Raw genomic sequence first — 18371 nt, 5'->3', positions numbered from 1 at the left:
CTCTCCTACTCGAAAATGGTCTGAGCGGCGTTACGGATTGCCGCTTTTTCACGTTCATCCTCCACTTTCTCCACAATGCCTCTTTGTATAGCGCGCAATGGCGGCAGATAAACGGCCAAATCACATGTATCGATCAAAGCTCTGATCGAAGCTGCCTCCTCAGATACCTGACCGTTTTGCACCTGAACAAGAAGGTCTTCTGATAGCTGAATAAAACGTGAGATTAAGGTTGAATCCTTCAGGTCGCTTTGTGCGGTAATGACCTTTCTCAATGTTTCCCCTTGAATATACGGGACATCAATCACAATAAACCGGTTTTTAAGTGCTTCATTTAACGGAACTGTTCCAACATAGCCTTCATTAATCGCGGATATAACACCAAATCCTTCTTTAGCTGTAACCGTTTCATTCGTAAAAGGGTTCGTTATCGTTCTGCGATAATCAAGCACCCCATTTAAAATAGGAAGTGTTTCGGGCTTTGCCATATTGATTTCATCTATATACAGCAGCTGACCCTTTTTCATTGCCTGAATAACCGGCCCTTCCACAAAAGTAATAGAGGATCTTCCATCAATCTGTTCGATCGTTTTATAACCAAGCATGGCCTCAGCATCTAAATCAATTGAGCAGTTAATGCTGTACATGGGCTGGTTAAAAAGCTCGCTTATCGTTTCAGCTAGCTTTGTTTTTCCTGATCCGGTCGGCCCTTTTAAAAGGACATTTTTATTTAACGCAAGACTGATCACAGCATCTTCTAGAATACTCGTATCCGTAGAAGTATATCCACCCCGTCCAATTCTCACTTGATCAGTTGCGTCATACTCGCGGCTTCTGCGTTTATCTATAATTGTCATAATTGATTCAGGCAGCTGGTCCAATACATTCATTATCGTTCATCCTCACTTCTTCTGAATATCTTGATCCTTTATTCTACCTTTCGCTTAGAGAGACAATCAACTATTATCCCTTTTTGGATAATTGATCAGTTATTCGTACTGAGAGATGACAAGGCCTGAGCAATCCCGTAAAATGAATTTTGGGAATACGTGAGGGGAGAGAATAGAAAAAGTATGCATGCAATCAGAAAAAGGTGTGCGTTGTTAGCAGACCATCCAAAATTTACAAGTTTAATTATTGCCTTAATTTTAATTAATGCCGTCCTGATCGGATTTGAAACCTATCCTTCAGTTTATCAGAAGTTCTCCAGTTGGTTTATCATTGCCGATCAGCTACTGCTTTGGCTTTTTACCATTGAGATCATCATCAGGCTGGCTGGAAGCCGTTCTTTAAAGTCGTTTTTTAAAGAGCCCTGGAATATCTTTGATTTTGTTATTGTCGCAAGCGGTCATTTGTTTGTTGGAGGACACTATGTGACGGTTTTGCGGATACTGAGGGTCCTCAGAGTGCTGCGGGCAATATCAATCATTCCATCTCTTCGGAAAATGGTTAACGCCTTATTAAAAACCATTCCTTCAATGGGCACGATTATGCTTCTATTAGGTATTTTCTTTTATATTTATGGAATTATAGGCACAACACTGTTCAAATCCATTGCACCTGAATATTTCGGTACACTTCACGCATCTTTATTAACCCTGTTCCAGGTAGTAACCCTTGAATCATGGGCAAGCGGAGTAATGAGGCCAATTTTAGCTGAGGACCCTGCATCCTGGTGGTTTTTTGTAACATTTATTTTATTAGGGACTTTTGTGATTTTTAATCTATTTGTTGGTGTTGTGGTGACGAATGTGGAAGAAGCAAATGCGGAGGAGAATCCATCTCCAACAGAACGGAAACTGATAGAGGTTCAAAAGGAATTGGAAGAAATAAAACAATTGATAAAAAGCCAAAACAAAAACCAGCAGTAAAAATAAACACGTTTTGCCAGGTCAAATTAACAAAAAGATAACAAAAACCCTCTAATTTCTTCATTAAATTAGGGGTTTTTATTTGGTTAAGAGTCTTTCTCAAATATGTATAACCCGCGATCAAGCTTTCGGACCTGCTTGTCTTTTCGTTGAATGGTTTTCATAAAAGTCGTCATATTAGCTACTTTAAACCCGGTTTCATTTAAAATAAATTCCTGTATTTCAGTTCCTTTAACAGGCTGCAGACGCTCTTTTAAAATTCTAAAAGCCGCTTCATGCATTTGTCTTGATTTGCCAATCTTTTTAGGCTTTGTCATGCGAATACCGCTTTTGCGCACTGGTTCAGCTGAATCAAGGGCAGAACTGATCGGTACAATATCAGCAGAGCCTCCATATTCCAACTCTCCGACTGCAGATTCAGAAGCATCTAACTCTCTTAAACGTTCAAGGATCGTCTGGCGTTCTCTTCTAAATTCTTGAAGAATTCTCTCTTCTGCATCCGCCATTTGCTCCAGGCGAATTTTAAGAGCAGTTCTTTCATTAAACATAGGCCACTCTCTCCTTCCTTTAAATTGTATAAATTTATTATAATAGTTAGAAATCTAATTGGAAAGACGCTAAACTGAAATTATTTAATAAAAAATGGAATTTCGTTTACCTAAATTTCTCTAAAATAATCTTTGTAAAATCCTCCCACTTTCCCTGTATTATCAATAATAAAGATAAATTCTTCTGTTTCGTTTTGCACATTATATGTTTTACCAGTTGTTAAAACATTATTCACTACATATTTAGCAGCTTTGTCATGAACGCATACTACCTGCTTTTGTGCCTGCCTGGTGCTCCATGCAGTATGAATCATATTCCTCACTCCTTCCCGTTGTTATGAGTATATCGTTAGAAATGAGCAGTTTCAAGCACATTTCAATCATTTTATTCTTCTTTTATGTTATTTTAAATAAATTTTACACATTCATTTCTTTTCCTGCTTATAAGGGTACTCCTTGCATGCTCAGACCCCTTCTATGGACCCCTGACAGCTTCTAAAACGCATGAAATACTTAATTGCGTAAAGTATACTTGTTAAGTGAGAAATGCTCTTTTAAGTAATTTATCAGTCAGTTTTTTAAAGTTAGAGGAATTTATTGACTTTTGACGATTCAGTTGGTCATTTTAAAAATTTTAAATAAGTTTATTTGAATTTTTTTATTAGGAGTTGCTACTAAGTATAAAGAAAGCGTCTAAATAGATTTTAATTAATGATTTTACCCTCTTTTAAACGCCTCTTTCCTTCCTGTTGGATTTTTTAAATTGCACAAAAATAATGACTAAACCTACTATGATGGCTCCCGCAGGCACAAAATATTTCAGGTTGTCTATAATTTCCGGATAGATCAGAGGAAAAGATCGTCCAATCTGAAAATAAATAAATGTCCAGATTAAAGCAGCTGAATAAGCAAATAAACAGAATTTCCAAAATTCATGCTTAGCTAATCCGACGATATAGGGCATCGCCCACCTGACACCGGGAATAAAGAAACTGATCGCAATTCCTGAGCTGCCAAATCGGTTGAGCAATGAAGTTCCCTTTTGCCAATTTGAAAGGTAGCGGGACTTCTTCAGAAACCGTTCTACTCTCGGTCCAAGCAGCCTTCCAATCCCATAGGCAGCTGTAGCGCTTGAAATAAGACCAAAATAAGTAGAAAAAAAAGCGATCATAGGATTATAAGAAAGCTCTGTTGTAATCATCCCTGCAAATGAAGCAGCTAGTTCATTCGGAAGCGGCAGTCCGAAGAATAAAAGCCAGCTGAATAAAAACATGCTTAAGTAGCCGAACCGTTCTGTTAATTCATCAAAAAGAGCGGTATCCATTCTTTTATCATCTCTCCTGACCGTTTGATCTTACCAATAATTAAGTTAACAATATTATATCCAATCCGGAGAAGATCGCCTAATTATAATGTAGAACTATTACTGATGATACATTTTTATAACAAACCGGGTTATGGGTTGAATAAAGATAAGGTAACCTGCTATACTTTGGTTAATGGAATTATTAGAATATTCCATTATCATTTGAAGGAGGTCTGATAACGATGAAAATTTTAAGTAATGAGCAGCTGATGGCAGCGTATCGTGACGCAGAAAAGCATGGGGAACAAGACACTCAAAATATCCTTCGAAAAGAAATTAAAAAACGCGGCATCCATTCAGGAAGAAGTAAACGATAATAGTCTACATAACGTGTAACCCAATTGGGTTGCACGTTTTTTTATAAGAAAAAGCCGGCTATTAGCTGAAATGGATCCTGATAGTTGATTTGAGGTTCAACTTTTAGGATGCATTCCACTGCAAGCCGACTTGTTACTAAATGCTTGTTATTACCCCTGCAATAATAAATCCTCTGGATTTTCTAATAAGTTCTTCACCATTGCCAGGAAGCTTACCGCTTCTTTTCCATCAATAATTCTGTGATCATAGGACAAAGCGATATACATCATTGGGCGGTTTTCCATCTTCTCAGCATCTATCGCTACAGGACGAAGCTGGATCGTATGCATACCTAGAATTCCAACCTGAGGTCCATTTAAGATCGGCGTTGACAGTAATGAACCGAATACGCCTCCGTTAGTAATGGTAAAAGAACCGCCTTGAAGATCACTTAACTGAAGCTTTTTATTTTTCGCTTTTTTAGCAAGCTCCACAATTTCTCCTTCAATTTCTGCAAAGCTTTTGCGGTCACAGTCTCGAACGATCGGAACCACCAGACCATCTTCAGTTGACACCGCTACTCCAACATCATAATACTGTTTCAGCACAACTTCGTCTCCATCGATTTCTGCATTTACGTATGGATACTTTTTCAGTGCTGCCACTACTGCTTTCGTAAAGAAAGACATGAAGCCCAGTCGTACATCATTTGTTTCAAAAAACTGATCCTTTTTACGCTTGCGCAGATCCATCACTTTTGTCATGTCGATTTCGTTGAATGTCGTCAGCATCGCTGCTGTCTGTTGAACTTCAACTAAACGATTGGCAATAGTTTGTCGGCGTCTCGACATTTTTTCACGAATGACAGGTTTTGTATCTTTTTTCTTTTCCGGCTCTTTTTTGGCTGCAGGCTTTGATTCCTGCTTCTGCTCTTGTTGCACCGGTTTGGATGAGTGAGATTCTACATCCTGTTTTCTTACGCGTCCCATCGGATCCGCAGCGGATACCTGGGAAAGATCAATGCCCTTTTCACGTGCTAATTTGCGGGCAGCAGGCGATGCAATCGTTCTTTCTTTTTTCTGACTATCAGACGTTTCTTCGACAGTATCAGATGGTTCTTTCTGAACCTCTTCTTTAGGAGCTTCTTCTTTGGAATCTTCTTTTTTAGGCTCTGCGGAAGTATTGCTTTCACCACTATCACCTGAAGAAGCGGCATCGCCAGCCTCCACAATAGCAATGACCTGGCCAACTTCAACTGTGTCGCCTTCTTCTGCTTTTAATTCCTGAATTACGCCAGCTTCTTCTGAAATAACTTCTACATTTACTTTATCCGTTTCAAGCTCTACAATGTATTCCCCTTTTTCAACCTGTTCACCTGGCTGTTTAAGCCACTGTGCAATCGTTCCTTCTGTAATCGATTCTGCTAATTCCGGTACTTTAATTTCTGCCACTGAGACTTCCTCCTCTATTGGATCGATCTATTGCTTAGTAACCGCTGATGTAAGAATTCTTGTTTGTTCTTTCTTGTGTACAGTAGGATCTCCCTCAGCCGGGCTGCTTCTTCTGCGTCGTCCAATATATTCAACATTTACATCTTCAGGAGCGAGCACTTTCAGCCTTGGCTCTACGAATGTCCATGCCCCCATATTTTTCGGTTCTTCCTGAATCCACTTAATCTCTTTTAAGTTAGGATAACGGGCAACAATTTCTTTTACATTATCCATTGGGAAAGGATAGATTTCTTCAATTCGGATAATGTGCAGCCAGTCATTATTTTCTTCTTTTGATGCTCTTTCAATCAAATCAATTCCTACTTTACCTGTAGAGAACACTAGGCGTTCCACCTTGTCATGCTGCTGGCCATATTCTTCATGCTCAATTAACGGCTTAAATGATCCTTCTGTAAATTCATTCACCGTTCTTGAAACCAGCGGATGGCGAAGAAGGCTTTTCGGCGTCATGATAACTAACGGACGAACCTCTTCACGCTCTAATATCGAAGCCTGTCTTCTTAAAATATGAAAGTACTGAGAGGAACTGGTCAGATTTGCTACAGTCCAGTTGTTTTCTGCTGCAAGAGTAAGGAATCGCTCCATTCTTGCGGAAGAATGCTCAGGTCCCTGCCCCTCGTATCCGTGTGGAAGCAGCATAACAAGACCAGACTTTTGGCCCCATTTTGCCCTGCTTGAAGAAACAAACTGATCAAACATTACCTGTGCCATATTTGCAAAATCACCGTATTGCGCTTCCCATAAAACCAGGGTTTCAGGAGAAAACACATTGTACCCATATTCAAATCCGACAACTGCTGCTTCAGTCAGCGGGCTGTTATATACAACGAACGAGGCATTTGCTCCCTCAATTTGGTGCAGAGGAGTAAGCTCTTTACCCGTCTTTTCATCATGAAGAACGAGATGGCGGTGAGCAAATGTACCGCGCTGTGAATCCTGGCCGCTTAAGCGGATCGGAACGCCGTCCTGCAAAATTGCACCAAAAGCAAGAGTTTCAGCGTGAGCCCAATCAATTTTACCTTCTTTTGTAAACGGATCTTCCCGTCGTTTCAGAATTTTTTCAAGCTTTTTAAATACATTAAAGTCAGTCCATTTAAGCAGATCTTCATTCATTTTCTTTAAGCGATCAAGCTCGACTGACGTCGTAATATCAACAAGCGGATCGACGACTTTATCAGGAGGATCCATCACAGTGTCCGGGTCCTTATCAGATTTCGGAACCGAATCATATGCTTTTTGAAGCGATTTGAGATTGGATTGTTTAAGCTCATCCGCCTCTTCCTCAGAAAGCAGTCCTTCTCCTACTAGCTGGTCCTGATAAAGCTTTCTTACATTGTCATGCTTTGTGATCAATGTATACATTTTAGGGTTTGTTACCATCGGCTCATCCATTTCGTTATGTCCGAAACGGCGGTAGCCGATTAAATCTATAACAAAATCCTTGCCGAATTTTGAACGATATTCATACGCCATCATAGCAGCAGCCAGGCAGGCTTCAGGATCATCAGCATTTACATGAATAATCGGCACTTCAAAGCCCTTTGCTGTATCTGACGCATATTTCGTTGAGCGGGAATCAAATGACTCTGTTGTAAATCCGATCATATTGTTGGCAATAAGATGGATTGAGCCTCCAGTATGGTAGCCTCTAAGCTGGCTCATATTCAGCGTCTCAGCAACAATCCCCTGTCCGGGAAAAGCAGCATCCCCGTGAATCATAATAGCCAGTGAGGATTCGGCAGTAAGACTTGGATATCCTGCCTTTGTGCGATCCTCCTGTGCAGCTCTCGTGTAGCCTGCTACGATAGGGCTGACTACTTCTAAATGACTCGGATTATTCGCGAGAGTGATTCGAGTTTTAGCAGAATCTTCTTTTTTTACTTTCCGGTCTGCTCCCAGATGATATTTTACATCCCCTGTCCAGCCATATGTAATGCCAATCGAGCCTTCAGAAGGAATCAGGTCCTTGCTCGGGGAGTGCTGGAATTCAGCAAAAATCATTTCATAAGGTTTTTCAAGCACATGGGCTAAAACGTTCAGCCTTCCTCTGTGGGCCATTCCGATATTAATGGATTCTGCGCCTTTTTCAACAGCAGCCTGAATAATTTCATCCAGTAAAGGAACCATTGTATCCAGTCCTTCAATAGAGAAACGCTTTTGCCCTACAAATGTTTTGTGCACAAAATTTTCAAAGCCTTCAACCTGGATCAGTCGTTTAAGCAGCGACTTTTTCTTTTCAGTGTCGATTGATTCATCCAGTGTTCCAGCCTCAATGTAATGTTTCAGCCATTCTTTTTCTTTCTTGTCATGAACATGTGCATATTCAAACGCAATGGATTTTGTGTACATCTTTTTTAAATATTCAATCGCTTCAAATCCGTTTGTTACTTCATCAACTGAATTGGCAATGAGAACATTTTCAGGGATTTTCTCAAGATCCTCCTGTGTAAGTCCGTATGTTTCCAATTCAATCCGGTTACTGTCTTTTTCACGGTCGTTAAGGGGGTTGATATCAGCTGCAAGATGTCCGTATGCGCGAATAGCATCCGCCAGCTGCACAGCTGCAATGACCTTGCTGTAATCTGTACCCTCAATTTTCACTTCAGCAGAAGCTTCTGCTTTAGTTGATTGAGACACAGGTGATCCGTGTTTTTTAAAGTAAGCCTGCAACTCTTCGTCAACCTGAGACGGGTCTTCCTGGTACAGATCATACATTTCGATCATATAGCCAAGATTAGGACCTGAAAAACTCAAGCTGGATAAATCCTGCTGTTCCGACTGTTTTCTCATCTTGAAAACCTCCAACATGTAGGACATTTTTACCTGCGTATTCAGCGAGATGTAAAAATGCTATGTAAAAATAGTAATAATTGTTTCTAAAACGCTTACAGACACATTTTATCACTGTAAAGGAACGAGTTAAAGCCTTTCGTGCTATTTTTTCGAAATTTTAGAGATAGACTCGAAATATGAATCTCTATTCATTATTCAGCGCCTTAAAAGCTTACCCTTTCTAAGGTTAAAGCCTTATTTTTAGCATATAAGAATCCGTTTGAGCATATATGAAAGAATAGGGGGTGAGGAAATGGACTTTTGGCAATCACTTTTCCCAAAGACCAACTCCCCGCAGGATTGGCAGGAGTGGCTGAAGGATTATATGGACCAGTCCTTCAAAAACCAGAATATCCCCTTTGATCCTGCTTCAAAGCCCTCTTCTCCGGAACCTGAATATGTCTTATTTGAGACATTCCATTACATATTTATTCATATACGCATTCATGATCATCCGCTCCAGTCCATAAAGGTGCACCACAGCTTAACTCAAGCCGCTGTTCAAATTCCCGATAAGCCAATGATAAAAATACCGCTTCCTTCCCCTATTTCAAAAAAAGGGGCCAGTGCAGAAGCAAAGGATGGTGTACTGGAAATCCGCCTTTCAAAAAATCAGCAGCAATTTGAAATGGAGCTTCCTATTGATTCAATTGATTAGGAACCACAGGCAGTTTAATTGTCATGGTGGTTCCTTTTTGTGGCGTGCTTTCAACTGTAATTTCAGCTTTGTACAGATCCAAGAGCTTTTTGGCGATCGAAAGCCCCAGTCCATTGCCTCCATGTTCTCTGCTGCGTGCTTTATCCACTCTGTAAAACCGGTCAAAAATGTTTGGTATATGTTCTTTAGGTATTCCCGCTCCTCTGTCTTTTACAGCAATTTCAAATACTGGACCGTTAAGCAGGGTTTCAATAGTAACCGGCTCTGAATCCGGAGAGTACTTCAGCGCATTTTCCACGAGAATAATTAAAATCTGCTCAAGATGAAGTGAATCTATTTTGACCACTGTCTCATCAGGAGAAAAATTTCGAATCAGCTCTCTAGCCGGATAAATTTCCTGTATTCGGATAAGAGCAGACTCAAGCACTGAATGCGGCTTTGCGAAAGCTTCCGGATAAATGCCTACTTCACGGTCTGTCTTTGACAAAATAAGAAGCTCATTGACAAGCCGTTTGATCCGGTCAATTTCCTGAATGGAAATACCAAGAGATTCTTCTAAAACGGAGGGATCATCCTTCCCCCAGCGGTTTATTAATGATAAATGTCCTTCAATAATCTGGATGGGCGTTCTTAGCTCATGAGAAGCATCTTCTACAAATTGTCTTTGTTTTACAAAAGCGGATTCCAATTCTTTCATCATCTCATTAAAAATTTCAACAAGTCCCCCAACCTCATCCTGTACTACCGGTACATCCAGCTGCTTTTGAAATCCTTCTTTCTGCGTTTTACGCATCGCATGCCCCAATGCAACGACCGGTGAAATAAATCGTCCGGATAAAAGATAAGCGACAATCCCGCTAACAACAAGCGCCAAAAGGCCAAGGATAAAGGATAGCAGTACCATATAGTTCTGCATGGAATTGTACCTGGTTAACGGGTGAATGACCTCTACAAACCCATTAAACTGCTGGGATCGAATTGGGGATCTTCCAATCAGGACCTCGTGATTATTCACCCTGCTCCGTTCAATTTCCCTTCCAGTAACAGGAGCAAATGGAATGGAAAGAGAAGCCGTTTCGTTTTGAATGGTAAAAAGCTCGAAACCATCACGATTATATAGCCGGATTGTCTGACCTTTTTCATAAACCTGCTCAAGAAGATCCCGGCTTTCATACACATCCTCGAGTGTAATACCCGGCCCCCTGCTTTCATAAAACGCGGATAAGTCGTTTAATATCCCCTCAACAGAAGCTTCCTCCTCCTGAATCATCCACTGGCTCATCGCGATAATAAGGATTACGCTAAAGAGAATGAAGGTTAGAAAAATTGTAGCTCCCCCGGAAATTGTCCACTTCCACCTCAAAGATAAACGATTCCAGAAATCCTCGAGTTTTTTCATATCCTCATCACATAGCCTGCACCGCGCACAGTCTCAATTAAGCTTTGCTCTCCAGGTATATCAATCTTATGACGAAGGTGACGGATATACACATCTACGACATTCGTCTCCACTTCTGAATCGTAGCCCCAAACACGTTCAAGAATTCTGTCTCTCGTTAGTACCACGTTTTCATTTTCTACAAGCATCCGAAGAAGGTCAAATTCTTTTTTTGTGAGTGAAATTTCGCTTCCTGCTTTTTCGACTCTGTAGGAATCTGTGTTTATTATCAGATCCTTATGCTCCAGTACAGATGCTTGAACAGACTGAACGGCATCACCTGTCCGGCGGGTTAATGCGCGCATTCTTGCCAGCAGCTCCTCTATGGCAAAGGGCTTAACAATATAGTCATCTGCCCCGCTGTCAAGCCCTGACACCCGGTCCATGACTCCATCCTTTGCAGTGATCATAATCACCGGAGTACTTTTAGTTTGACGGATTCTTCTGCATACTTCCATGCCATTTAAAGAAGGGAGCATAAGATCAAGTAAAACAATGTCAAATGTCTCCTCCAGAGCGATTGTAAGACCCTCTCGTCCATCCCCAGCAACCTTCACAGAATATCCCTCGTGCAAAAGCTCAAGCTCAATAAATCTTGCCAGATTCTTTTCATCTTCTACAACTAAAACTTTTTTTTCCATACCCGGTACTCCTTACTTAGAGACTTAAGAGTAATAAATGCGTTCAGCAGCATGAGCTAGAGCAAAGTCTGCTTCAGTAAGCCCTTTTGTATCATCTGCTTTAATTTTTATCATAACAGAATCAGCATTAATAAGGATAACCGGATAATGAGTTCTGCGCTGTGCTTCATTTGCAATCGCAGAAGAAAACTCGACCCCTGAAAGATACTGGTCAAAAGGATACCTTTTTTGAATCGCCCCATCCTCATTTATTTCCCAATTTTCTAAAGTTGATAAGCGGTCACTGATTTGTTTAACTGATAATGTCATGGGGCTTCCTCCTTTTTTACTTATCATCCTTAACTATATTCTCTTTTTTTTAACAACTAAACTAAATAAATCTAACAGAATATAGAGAAAGCTGACTTTATTAAAAGTCAGCTTCATTCGTGAATATATTTTATATGGCTGTATTCTCAGTCCCAACCGCAGCCTGGATAAGCTCCTTAATTTCTTCTTTTTTCTTTTGGTGAAGCAGGTCCACAATTCTGCTTCCCACGATCACGCCATCTCCAAGAGAAGCAATTTCCTTTACCTGATCGGGAGTAGAGATTCCAAATCCTGCAAGAACCGGGACGCTGCTATGTTTTTTCAATGTGTAAATGAAGCTTTCCAGCTTTTCGCTGACAGCTGATCTGGCTCCTGTAATGCCTGTCACGGTAACAGCATATAAAAATCCTTCTGATGCTTTAGCCAGTCGTTTAACCCGTTCCTCAGGGCTTGTCAGCGTCACAAGCTGGATAAGGGCGATATCTGTCTGGTTCATATGCTCTTCAATCAGGGATCTTTGTTCAAGCGGTACATCCGGAATAATAACTCCATCCACTCCCGCTTCCTCGCTGTCTGTAAAAAATGTGGTTAAACCGTATTTAAAAAGCGGGTTTATATAAGTCATTAAGACAATCGGCACATGAATTTCTGAGCGTATTGCCTTTAGCTCAGCCAGCACCTTTTTAACCGTTGTTCCATTTTCTAACGCACGAATTCCCGCATCCTGTATCGTCGGTCCATCTGCAACAGGATCTGAGAAAGGAAGACCCAATTCAATAACCGTAGCACCTGCTTCCTGAAGAAATAACAGCTGGCTCTTCAGATCATCTAATGAGGGATCTCCAGCCATAATATAGGGCACAAATGCTTTATTTCCTTCATTTACGGTGTTTTCAATTGCCTGCTTTATCGTTTGTTTACCCATTGTCACGTTCCTCCAGTGCACTTTTTACAGTCACAACATCTTTGTCTCCTCTGCCGGACAAACAGACTACAATAATCTGGTCCGAAGATGCACCTTTTGCAATCTCCACTGCATGGTGAATAGCATGTGCAGATTCAAGAGCAGGAATAATGCCTTCTTTTCTTGACAGCAGCTCAAGTGCATCGAGCGCTTCCCCGTCTGTTACAGAGGTATATTGTACTCTTTTTGTTTCATGCAGAAAACTGTGCTCAGGACCAACACCCGGATAATCAAGGCCGGCCGAGATGGAATGTGCTTCCTGGATTTGTCCGTCATCATTTTGAAGCAGGTACATCAACGAACCGTGCAAAATCCCTACATCACCTGCTGTTAACGTGGCAGCATGCTTTCCTGTTTGAATTCCTGATCCCGCAGCTTCAACTCCGATTAACTCAACGCCTTCGTCTTCTATAAAAGGATAAAACATGCCCATCGCATTGCTTCCACCGCCGATGCAGGCAACGATCTTGTCTGGCAGACGGTTTTCTTTATCCAGAATCTGCTGCTTTGTCTCTTTCCCTATGACGCTTTGAAAATCCCGAACCATTTTCGGAAACGGATGAGGGCCTAATACTGAACCGATAATATAATGCGTATCCTCTACATTGCTGACCCAGTAGCGCATCGCTTCATTTACCGCATCCTTTAGCGTTCCGCTGCCATGAGAAACACTGATGACCTTAGCGCCGAGAAGCTCCATTCTGAAAACATTTAGCTCCTGCCTTCTGATATCCTCTTGTCCCATAAAGATGACACATTCAAGATTCAACAGCGCGCAGACAGTTGCTGTTGCGACACCGTGCTGACCCGCACCTGTTTCGGCGACGATTTTTTTCTTGCCCATTCTGACTGCAAGAAGAGCCTGGCCAATCGTATTATTGATCTTATGAGCTCCTGTATGATTAAGATCCTCACGTTTAAGATAAATTTTTGCCCCACCAAGGTGCCTCGTTAAATTCTCAGCAAAGTACAGCGGATTTTCTCTTCCTATATAATCTTTCAGATAGCCCTCTAAAAGCTCATGAAAGGCTGGGTCCTTTTGAGCTTCGTCATAGGCCTCCTGCAGCTCAAGCACTGCCTGCATTAATGTTTCCGGAACAAAACGGCCGCCAAATTGACCGAATTGTCCATTTTGATCAGGTTGAGTATAAGTTGTCATTAGTCGTCCACTCCTAAGCTTTCGCTGCTTGTATGAAAGCATTTATTTTATCAATATCCTTAATACCGTCCGTTTCAACCCCGCTTGAAACATCTACAGCATAAGGCTGAATTGTTGAAACGGCTTGGACTACATTATCTGCATTCAGTCCGCCTGCAAGAAATAAGGGTGAGGACTGGTGGGTATCTTGTAAAAGCTCCCAATCAAATACCTTGCCACCGCCGCCTTTATATTCAGTGGCCGGCGCATCGACTAAATGATAAGAAACAGGATAAAAAGCCGTTTTTTCTATATCTTCACGTGTTTTGATACTGAAAGCTTTCATGACCGGTTTTTTCTGCTTCAGACAAAATTCCGGCGTCTCCTCCCCGTGCAGCTGGATAATATCAAGTCTGCCCGCTTTAACGGCAAGGTCGATTTCTTCCTGACTGGGATTCACAAACACACCTACCCGTTTTACATCTCCAGGTACAAGAAGGGCCAATTTTTCTGCCTGTTCAAAAGTGATTCTGCGTTTACTCGGCGCAAATACAAACCCTACGTAGTCGGCGCCTGCTAAAACGGCCGCTTTTACATGCTCAGGCTCCTGAAGTCCGCAAATTTTCACTTTCATGACCTCTCCCCCTGTAAAGGCACCTGAAGAGAGTGCAAAAGGCCGCCTGCATCGTCTGATTTCATTAGAACCTCTCCGACAAGCACTCCGCTTGCCCCAGAATCACTGGCAATCTTTGCTTCTTTTTCGGTTAAAATACCACTCTCGCTAATAAAATGGATCTCATTTAACGGCATTTGAGCTGCAAGCCTTTTACTTATTTCGAGGTCCACCTCAAATGTTTTTAAGTTCCGGTTATTCACACCGATCAGCTCAGCCCCTAAATTAAGGGCTCTAGTTAGCTCATCTTCATCATGAACCTCAACAAGCACTTCAAGACCAAGCTCTTTTGCCTTGTTAAATAAAGCTGTCAGTGCTTCCTGCTCAAGAGCTGCTACAATTAATAGGATGATGGAAGCTCCCGCTTTTTGGGCTCTTTCGATCTGGATTCCATCAATAATAAAATCCTTGCACAAAACCGGTACGGAAACCGCATTAGCTACATTTGTCAAATCCTCCATCGACCCTTTAAAAAACTGTTCATCCGTCAAAACAGAGATAGCAGATGCTCCGTTTGATTCATAAAGCCTTGCCTGTTTCACAGGGTCGATGCCTTCGTTAATGATCCCTTTAGATGGTGATGCGCGTTTTATCTCGGCAATCACACCTAAACGCGTTCTGAGATCGAGTGAATCCTTCAGGGTGACTTTTTCTGTCTTCTCTCCTTCTTTTGTTAAAAGAAGAGATGGGTCTCTCTTGATATCTTCAACCTCAAGAGCTTTTTGCTTCAGTATTTTATCTAAAATAGTTTCAGTCATCAGGCTAACTCCTTTTGCTTGCTGAAACTGATCAGCTGATTTAATCGCTCAAGGGCAGAACCGGAGTCAATACTCTTTGCTGCCAATTCAATACCTTCCTTCATAGAGGAAGCAGTCCCGTGAGCGTATAGAGCGAGACCGGCATTTAATAAAACCGTATCCCGGTAAACTGATTTTTCTCCGGTTAAAACAGACTGAAGAATACGTGCATTTTGTATTGAATCTCCGCCTTTAATCTTTTCATTTGAAACAGGTGCGAGTCCCACTTCTTCCGGCTTGAGCGTAATTTCGTTAATTTGGCCGTTATCAATCACAGCAAGATAATTTTCACCTTCAAGAGAAGCTTCGTCCATATGGCCAGCACCGCTTAAAACAATTCCCCGCTTTCGGCCAAGACGCACAAGGGCTTCTGCCATTGTAGAAAGCATTTCTCTTCTATAAATGCCGACAATCTGTGTATCCAGGTCAACCGGGTTGGTTAAAGGGCCAATTAAGTTAAAAATAGTCGGTACCCCAAGCTCTTTTCTTGCTGTCATTACTTTTTTAATTCCCGGGTGAACGTGAGGGGCAAATAAAAAGGCAATCTTGTTTTTAGCTAACAGGTCACTAACTTCTGACTGTGAAAAATTAAGCCGTACCCCAAGATGTTCAAGCACATCAGCGCTCCCTGTTTTGCTTGAAATGCTGCGGTTGCCGTGCTTTGCAATCGGTACGCCTGCTCCTGCAATGACAAAAGCTGAGCACGTGCTGATGTTAAAGCTTTGCGACCCATCTCCGCCAGTGCCGCAGTTATCCATAATGTTTTCAAAGGGAGCATCAATTTGAAGGGCATGCTTTCGGATTACTTTTACTAAGCCCACAATTTCGTCAGCCGTTTCACCTTTTTCTTTTAATGCAAGTAAAAATTCTTTAATTAATCCGTTATCAGTTTCTTCATTAAACAGTGCTTCACTGGCTGTCATCATTTCGCTTTCCGTGAGGTGAACACCAGACTGTACTTTCTGTAAGATCTTTTTCATCTTCTCCACTCTCCTATCTCTTCTCTGCTGCTTACGCTTTACTCTGCTAGATAATGCACTGACTGTCTGATTAATTCTTTTCCTCTGTTAGTGCCGACTGATTCAGGGTGAAACTGAAGACCGAGTACCTTAAATGATTGATGCTTCAAGGCCATTATTTCCTGATCATCAAGGGAAGTTGCAATTTCTTTAAGCTCATTCGGAAGTGTTGAGCGATTAACAATCAATGAGTGATACCGCATTACTTCAATTGGTAATGAGCTGCCAAACAGATCCGGCGCTTCGTGCTCAATAAGTGAAACCTTCCCATGCATGATGTTGTCAGCGATATCAATCTCAGCACCGAATGCATAGCCAATTGCCTGATGACCGAGACAAATGCCGAGTATCGGAATTTCAGCTCCAAGCTTTTGGATCATCTCAACACATATTCCAGCTTCAGCCGGGTGTCCTGGACCCGGTGAAATCACGATCAGTGAAGGATTGCATTCTTTAATCTGTCCGAGTGTTATTTCATCGTTTCGAACGACCTTTACCTCATCAACTTCTCCTAAGTACTGATACAGATTGTACGTGAAGGAATCATAATTATCGATTAACAAAATCATGATTTCACCTCCAGAAGAGACCGGGCTTTATTTAATGTTTCCTGAAACTCAAGCTCTGGAACAGAATCATAAACAACCCCTGCTCCTGCCTGGACATGTGCGGTTTGGTCTTTAATTACCATCGTCCGGATCGCCAGGGCAAAATCGAGATTGCCGTCAAATCCTACATAACCGACAGCGCCTGAGTACACCCCGCGTTTCACTGTTTCAAGCTCGTTTAACAGCTGCATAGCTCTGATTTTCGGCGCTCCTGATACGGTACCGGCAGGCAATGTTGATACCAGTGCTTCAAGTCCGCTCATTTCTCCTGCAAGCTTCCCTTTAACCTCCGATACAATATGCATCACATGCTGATACTTCTCCACTGTCATATATTTTGTCAATTCAACAGTACCAATTTCACACACCTTGCCAAGATCGTTCCTGCCAAGGTCCACAAGCATCCGGTGCTCAGCAAGCTCCTTCTCGTCCTTTAAAAGCTCTTCTTCAAGCAGTTGATCTTCTTCCTCGGTTGCCCCTCTTTTTCTTGTCCCGGCAATCGGGTTAGTGGTTACATCTCTTCCCTCCACTTTTATAAGGCTCTCTGGTGAAGCCCCAAGCACCGTATAACCGTCAAACTGAATGAAAAACATATAAGGAGAAGGATTATCCTGCCTTAGCTTGCGGTAAAAGGAAAAAGGCGAGCCAGTAAAAGGAGCGCTCAGTCTTTGAGATAAAACGATTTGAAAAATATCTCCTCTTTTAATATGAGATTTAGCTATTTTCACGGCTTCAAGAAAATCCTCATGTTCAATATTCGATGTGTACTCTAAAATAGAAAGCTGATCAAGATCTGCTTTGATGCTTCCGTAATCAGTTAATTGTGAGAGCACCTTCTCAAGTTTCACGTCAAGCTCTTCGTCTGAATAATGACCCTCAGGATTTAAAACCGTAATCGTTACCTCATAACGCTTATGATCGTACATGACAATCGTATCGTAAAACATAAGGTGAACATCCGGCATCTCAAGCTCATCCTTTGGAATCGCGCCGATATCTTCATATAGCCTGATCGCATCATAGCCGATATAGCCGATGGCCCCTCCTGCAAATGGGTGGCCTTCTGGAGGAGTAATCTCCTGAGACTTTAAAAGCTTCTCCAGCACTTTAAGCGGCTTATCCTCTTTTGTGAAGGAGGTCTTTTTTACATAATTAGAAAATGTGGTTTTATTCCCTTCTCCGATAAGCTCTGCATAGGGACTTGCTGCGATAAATGAATATCTTCCGGACTCCTTATGCTTTAAGGAGCTTTCGAGCAAGCATTTTTTCTCACCCTTCAAGCTTTGAAAGATTGAAATAGGGGTTAGGGAATCTCCGTTTATTACTGCTTTTCTCGCTCTTCTCATCTCTTCTTTTCTCAACTTAAACACCTCTTTAACATGACTGTAATAAAAAAACTCCGTGCAGAATTAATCTGCACGGAGGACGGGATCAACCCGCGGTACCACCTCACGTTAGAGCCTGAATCAGACTCTCACCTTAGGATCCTGTAACGGGGATGAATCGTCTGCTTCTACTTTATTTCAAAGCAACTCTCATGGGCCCATTCAAGCTAAACGCTCTCCTGCTCGCACCGTCCGCAGGCTCTCTGTGTCAGCGTATTTTAGCTCTACTCTTCCCAATCGTTGATGTTTCCCTATAAAAAAAAGAGCCTACCTGTCCTATTGTAAAGGACGGGAAGACCCGTGATACCACCTTTGTTGG

19 protein-coding genes and 2 other annotated features (1 of these 21 cut by a window edge) are annotated in these 18371 nt (G+C 41.8%); of the genes, 3 read left to right on the top strand and 16 right to left on the bottom strand.

What is annotated here, in order from left to right; all coding sequences use genetic code 11:
- Positions 1-5: 5 nt before the first annotated feature.
- On the bottom strand, positions 6-887 hold the full coding sequence (locus C4B60_RS00195; protein ID WP_104055544.1) for an ATP-binding protein: 882 nt from the start codon (positions 885-887) through the stop codon (positions 6-8).
- A 183-nt stretch (positions 888-1070) separates the two neighbouring features.
- Between C4B60_RS00195 and C4B60_RS00190 the strand changes: the two genes are divergently transcribed.
- Positions 1071-1868: an ion transporter gene (locus tag C4B60_RS00190; RefSeq protein ID WP_104055542.1), complete on the top strand. Its 798-nt coding sequence runs from the start codon at positions 1071-1073 to the stop codon at positions 1866-1868.
- An 86-nt stretch (positions 1869-1954) separates the two neighbouring features.
- Here the strand turns inward: C4B60_RS00190 and C4B60_RS00185 are convergent, their stop codons facing one another.
- From C4B60_RS00185 to C4B60_RS00175, 3 genes are all read right to left on the bottom strand, one after another.
- On the bottom strand, positions 1955-2416 hold the full coding sequence (locus tag C4B60_RS00185) for a Rok-like winged helix domain-containing protein (RefSeq protein WP_104055540.1): 462 nt from the start codon (positions 2414-2416) through the stop codon (positions 1955-1957).
- Between the two features lie 110 nt (positions 2417-2526).
- Entirely contained in the window at positions 2527-2730 is a 204-nt protein-coding gene (locus C4B60_RS00180; protein ID WP_104055538.1) for a DUF6501 family protein, read from the bottom strand.
- 413 nt (positions 2731-3143) lie between these two features.
- Positions 3144-3740 carry a DedA family protein gene (locus tag C4B60_RS00175; protein ID WP_104055536.1) on the bottom strand — a complete coding sequence of 199 codons (597 nt, stop codon included), beginning with the start codon at positions 3738-3740 and terminating at the stop codon, positions 3144-3146.
- A gap of 224 nt (positions 3741-3964) precedes the next feature.
- Here C4B60_RS00175 and sda point away from each other — a divergent pair, with 224 nt between their 5' ends.
- The gene (sda, locus tag C4B60_RS00170) at positions 3965-4099 is read left to right on the top strand and encodes a sporulation histidine kinase inhibitor Sda (protein WP_104055534.1); all 135 of its coding nucleotides are present in this window, start codon (positions 3965-3967) and stop codon (positions 4097-4099) included.
- Positions 4100-4249: 150 nt separating this feature from the next.
- Here sda and odhB read toward each other — a convergent pair whose 3' ends face one another.
- Positions 4250-5530 carry a 2-oxoglutarate dehydrogenase complex dihydrolipoyllysine-residue succinyltransferase gene (gene odhB / locus C4B60_RS00165; protein WP_104055532.1) on the bottom strand — a complete coding sequence of 427 codons (1281 nt, stop codon included), beginning with the start codon at positions 5528-5530 and terminating at the stop codon, positions 4250-4252.
- Between the two features lie 27 nt (positions 5531-5557).
- On the bottom strand, positions 5558-8380 hold the full coding sequence (locus tag C4B60_RS00160) for a 2-oxoglutarate dehydrogenase E1 component (protein ID WP_104055530.1): 2823 nt from the start codon (positions 8378-8380) through the stop codon (positions 5558-5560).
- Between the two features lie 295 nt (positions 8381-8675).
- On the opposite strand from C4B60_RS00160, the gene C4B60_RS00155 reads away from it, so the two are divergent.
- Positions 8676-9080, top strand: a complete 405-nt coding sequence (locus tag C4B60_RS00155) for an Hsp20/alpha crystallin family protein (protein WP_104055528.1) — start codon at positions 8676-8678, stop codon at positions 9078-9080.
- Here the strand turns inward: C4B60_RS00155 and C4B60_RS00150 are convergent.
- The 10 genes from C4B60_RS00150 to trpE all read right to left on the bottom strand — a co-directional run bounded on the left by C4B60_RS00150 (position 9061) and on the right by trpE (position 18013).
- Positions 9061-10479: a sensor histidine kinase gene (locus C4B60_RS00150; protein WP_104055527.1), complete on the bottom strand. Its 1419-nt coding sequence runs from the start codon at positions 10477-10479 to the stop codon at positions 9061-9063. The two genes, C4B60_RS00155 and C4B60_RS00150, sit on opposite strands and share 20 nt — an antisense overlap.
- Positions 10476-11159, bottom strand: coding sequence for a response regulator transcription factor (locus C4B60_RS00145; RefSeq protein WP_104055525.1), 684 nt, complete (start codon positions 11157-11159; stop codon positions 10476-10478). The genes C4B60_RS00150 and C4B60_RS00145 overlap by 4 nt, the downstream gene beginning before the upstream one ends.
- 24 nt (positions 11160-11183) lie before the next feature.
- Positions 11184-11468, bottom strand: a complete 285-nt coding sequence (locus C4B60_RS00140; RefSeq protein WP_167578530.1) for a 4a-hydroxytetrahydrobiopterin dehydratase — start codon at positions 11466-11468, stop codon at positions 11184-11186.
- Positions 11469-11598: 130 nt separating this feature from the next.
- Positions 11599-12393 carry a tryptophan synthase subunit alpha gene (gene trpA, locus C4B60_RS00135; RefSeq protein WP_104055521.1) on the bottom strand — a complete coding sequence of 265 codons (795 nt, stop codon included), beginning with the start codon at positions 12391-12393 and terminating at the stop codon, positions 11599-11601.
- Positions 12386-13591 carry a tryptophan synthase subunit beta gene (gene trpB / locus C4B60_RS00130; protein WP_104055518.1) on the bottom strand — a complete coding sequence of 402 codons (1206 nt, stop codon included), beginning with the start codon at positions 13589-13591 and terminating at the stop codon, positions 12386-12388. The genes trpA and trpB overlap by 8 nt, the downstream gene beginning before the upstream one ends.
- A gap of 13 nt (positions 13592-13604) precedes the next feature.
- Complete coding sequence (locus tag C4B60_RS00125) at positions 13605-14204, bottom strand: phosphoribosylanthranilate isomerase (RefSeq protein ID WP_104055516.1); 600 nt, start codon at positions 14202-14204, stop codon at positions 13605-13607.
- Positions 14201-15001, bottom strand: coding sequence for an indole-3-glycerol phosphate synthase TrpC (gene trpC, locus C4B60_RS00120; RefSeq protein ID WP_104055515.1), 801 nt, complete (start codon positions 14999-15001; stop codon positions 14201-14203). The genes C4B60_RS00125 and trpC overlap by 4 nt, the downstream gene beginning before the upstream one ends.
- The gene (trpD, locus tag C4B60_RS00115) at positions 15001-16020 is read right to left on the bottom strand and encodes an anthranilate phosphoribosyltransferase (RefSeq protein WP_104055513.1); all 1020 of its coding nucleotides are present in this window, start codon (positions 16018-16020) and stop codon (positions 15001-15003) included. Before trpD ends, trpC begins: the two co-directional genes overlap by 1 nt.
- A 38-nt stretch (positions 16021-16058) precedes the next feature.
- Complete coding sequence (locus C4B60_RS00110; protein WP_104055511.1) at positions 16059-16628, bottom strand: anthranilate synthase component II; 570 nt, start codon at positions 16626-16628, stop codon at positions 16059-16061.
- On the bottom strand, positions 16625-18013 hold the full coding sequence (gene trpE / locus C4B60_RS00105; RefSeq protein ID WP_104056619.1) for an anthranilate synthase component I: 1389 nt from the start codon (positions 18011-18013) through the stop codon (positions 16625-16627). Before trpE ends, C4B60_RS00110 begins: the two co-directional genes overlap by 4 nt.
- Before the next feature lie 72 nt (positions 18014-18085).
- Positions 18086-18302: a binding site (T-box leader), on the bottom strand.
- 31 nt (positions 18303-18333) lie between these two features.
- Positions 18334-18371: a binding site (T-box leader), on the bottom strand; it runs 205 nt beyond the window's last position.

The organism is Jeotgalibacillus proteolyticus (assembly GCF_002926065.1).
Taxonomy (GTDB): Bacteria; Bacillota; Bacilli; order Bacillales; family Jeotgalibacillaceae; genus Jeotgalibacillus; species Jeotgalibacillus proteolyticus.
The sequence above is the reverse complement of the archived record's forward strand: the minus strand, read 5'-3'. Positions and strand labels throughout refer to the sequence as shown.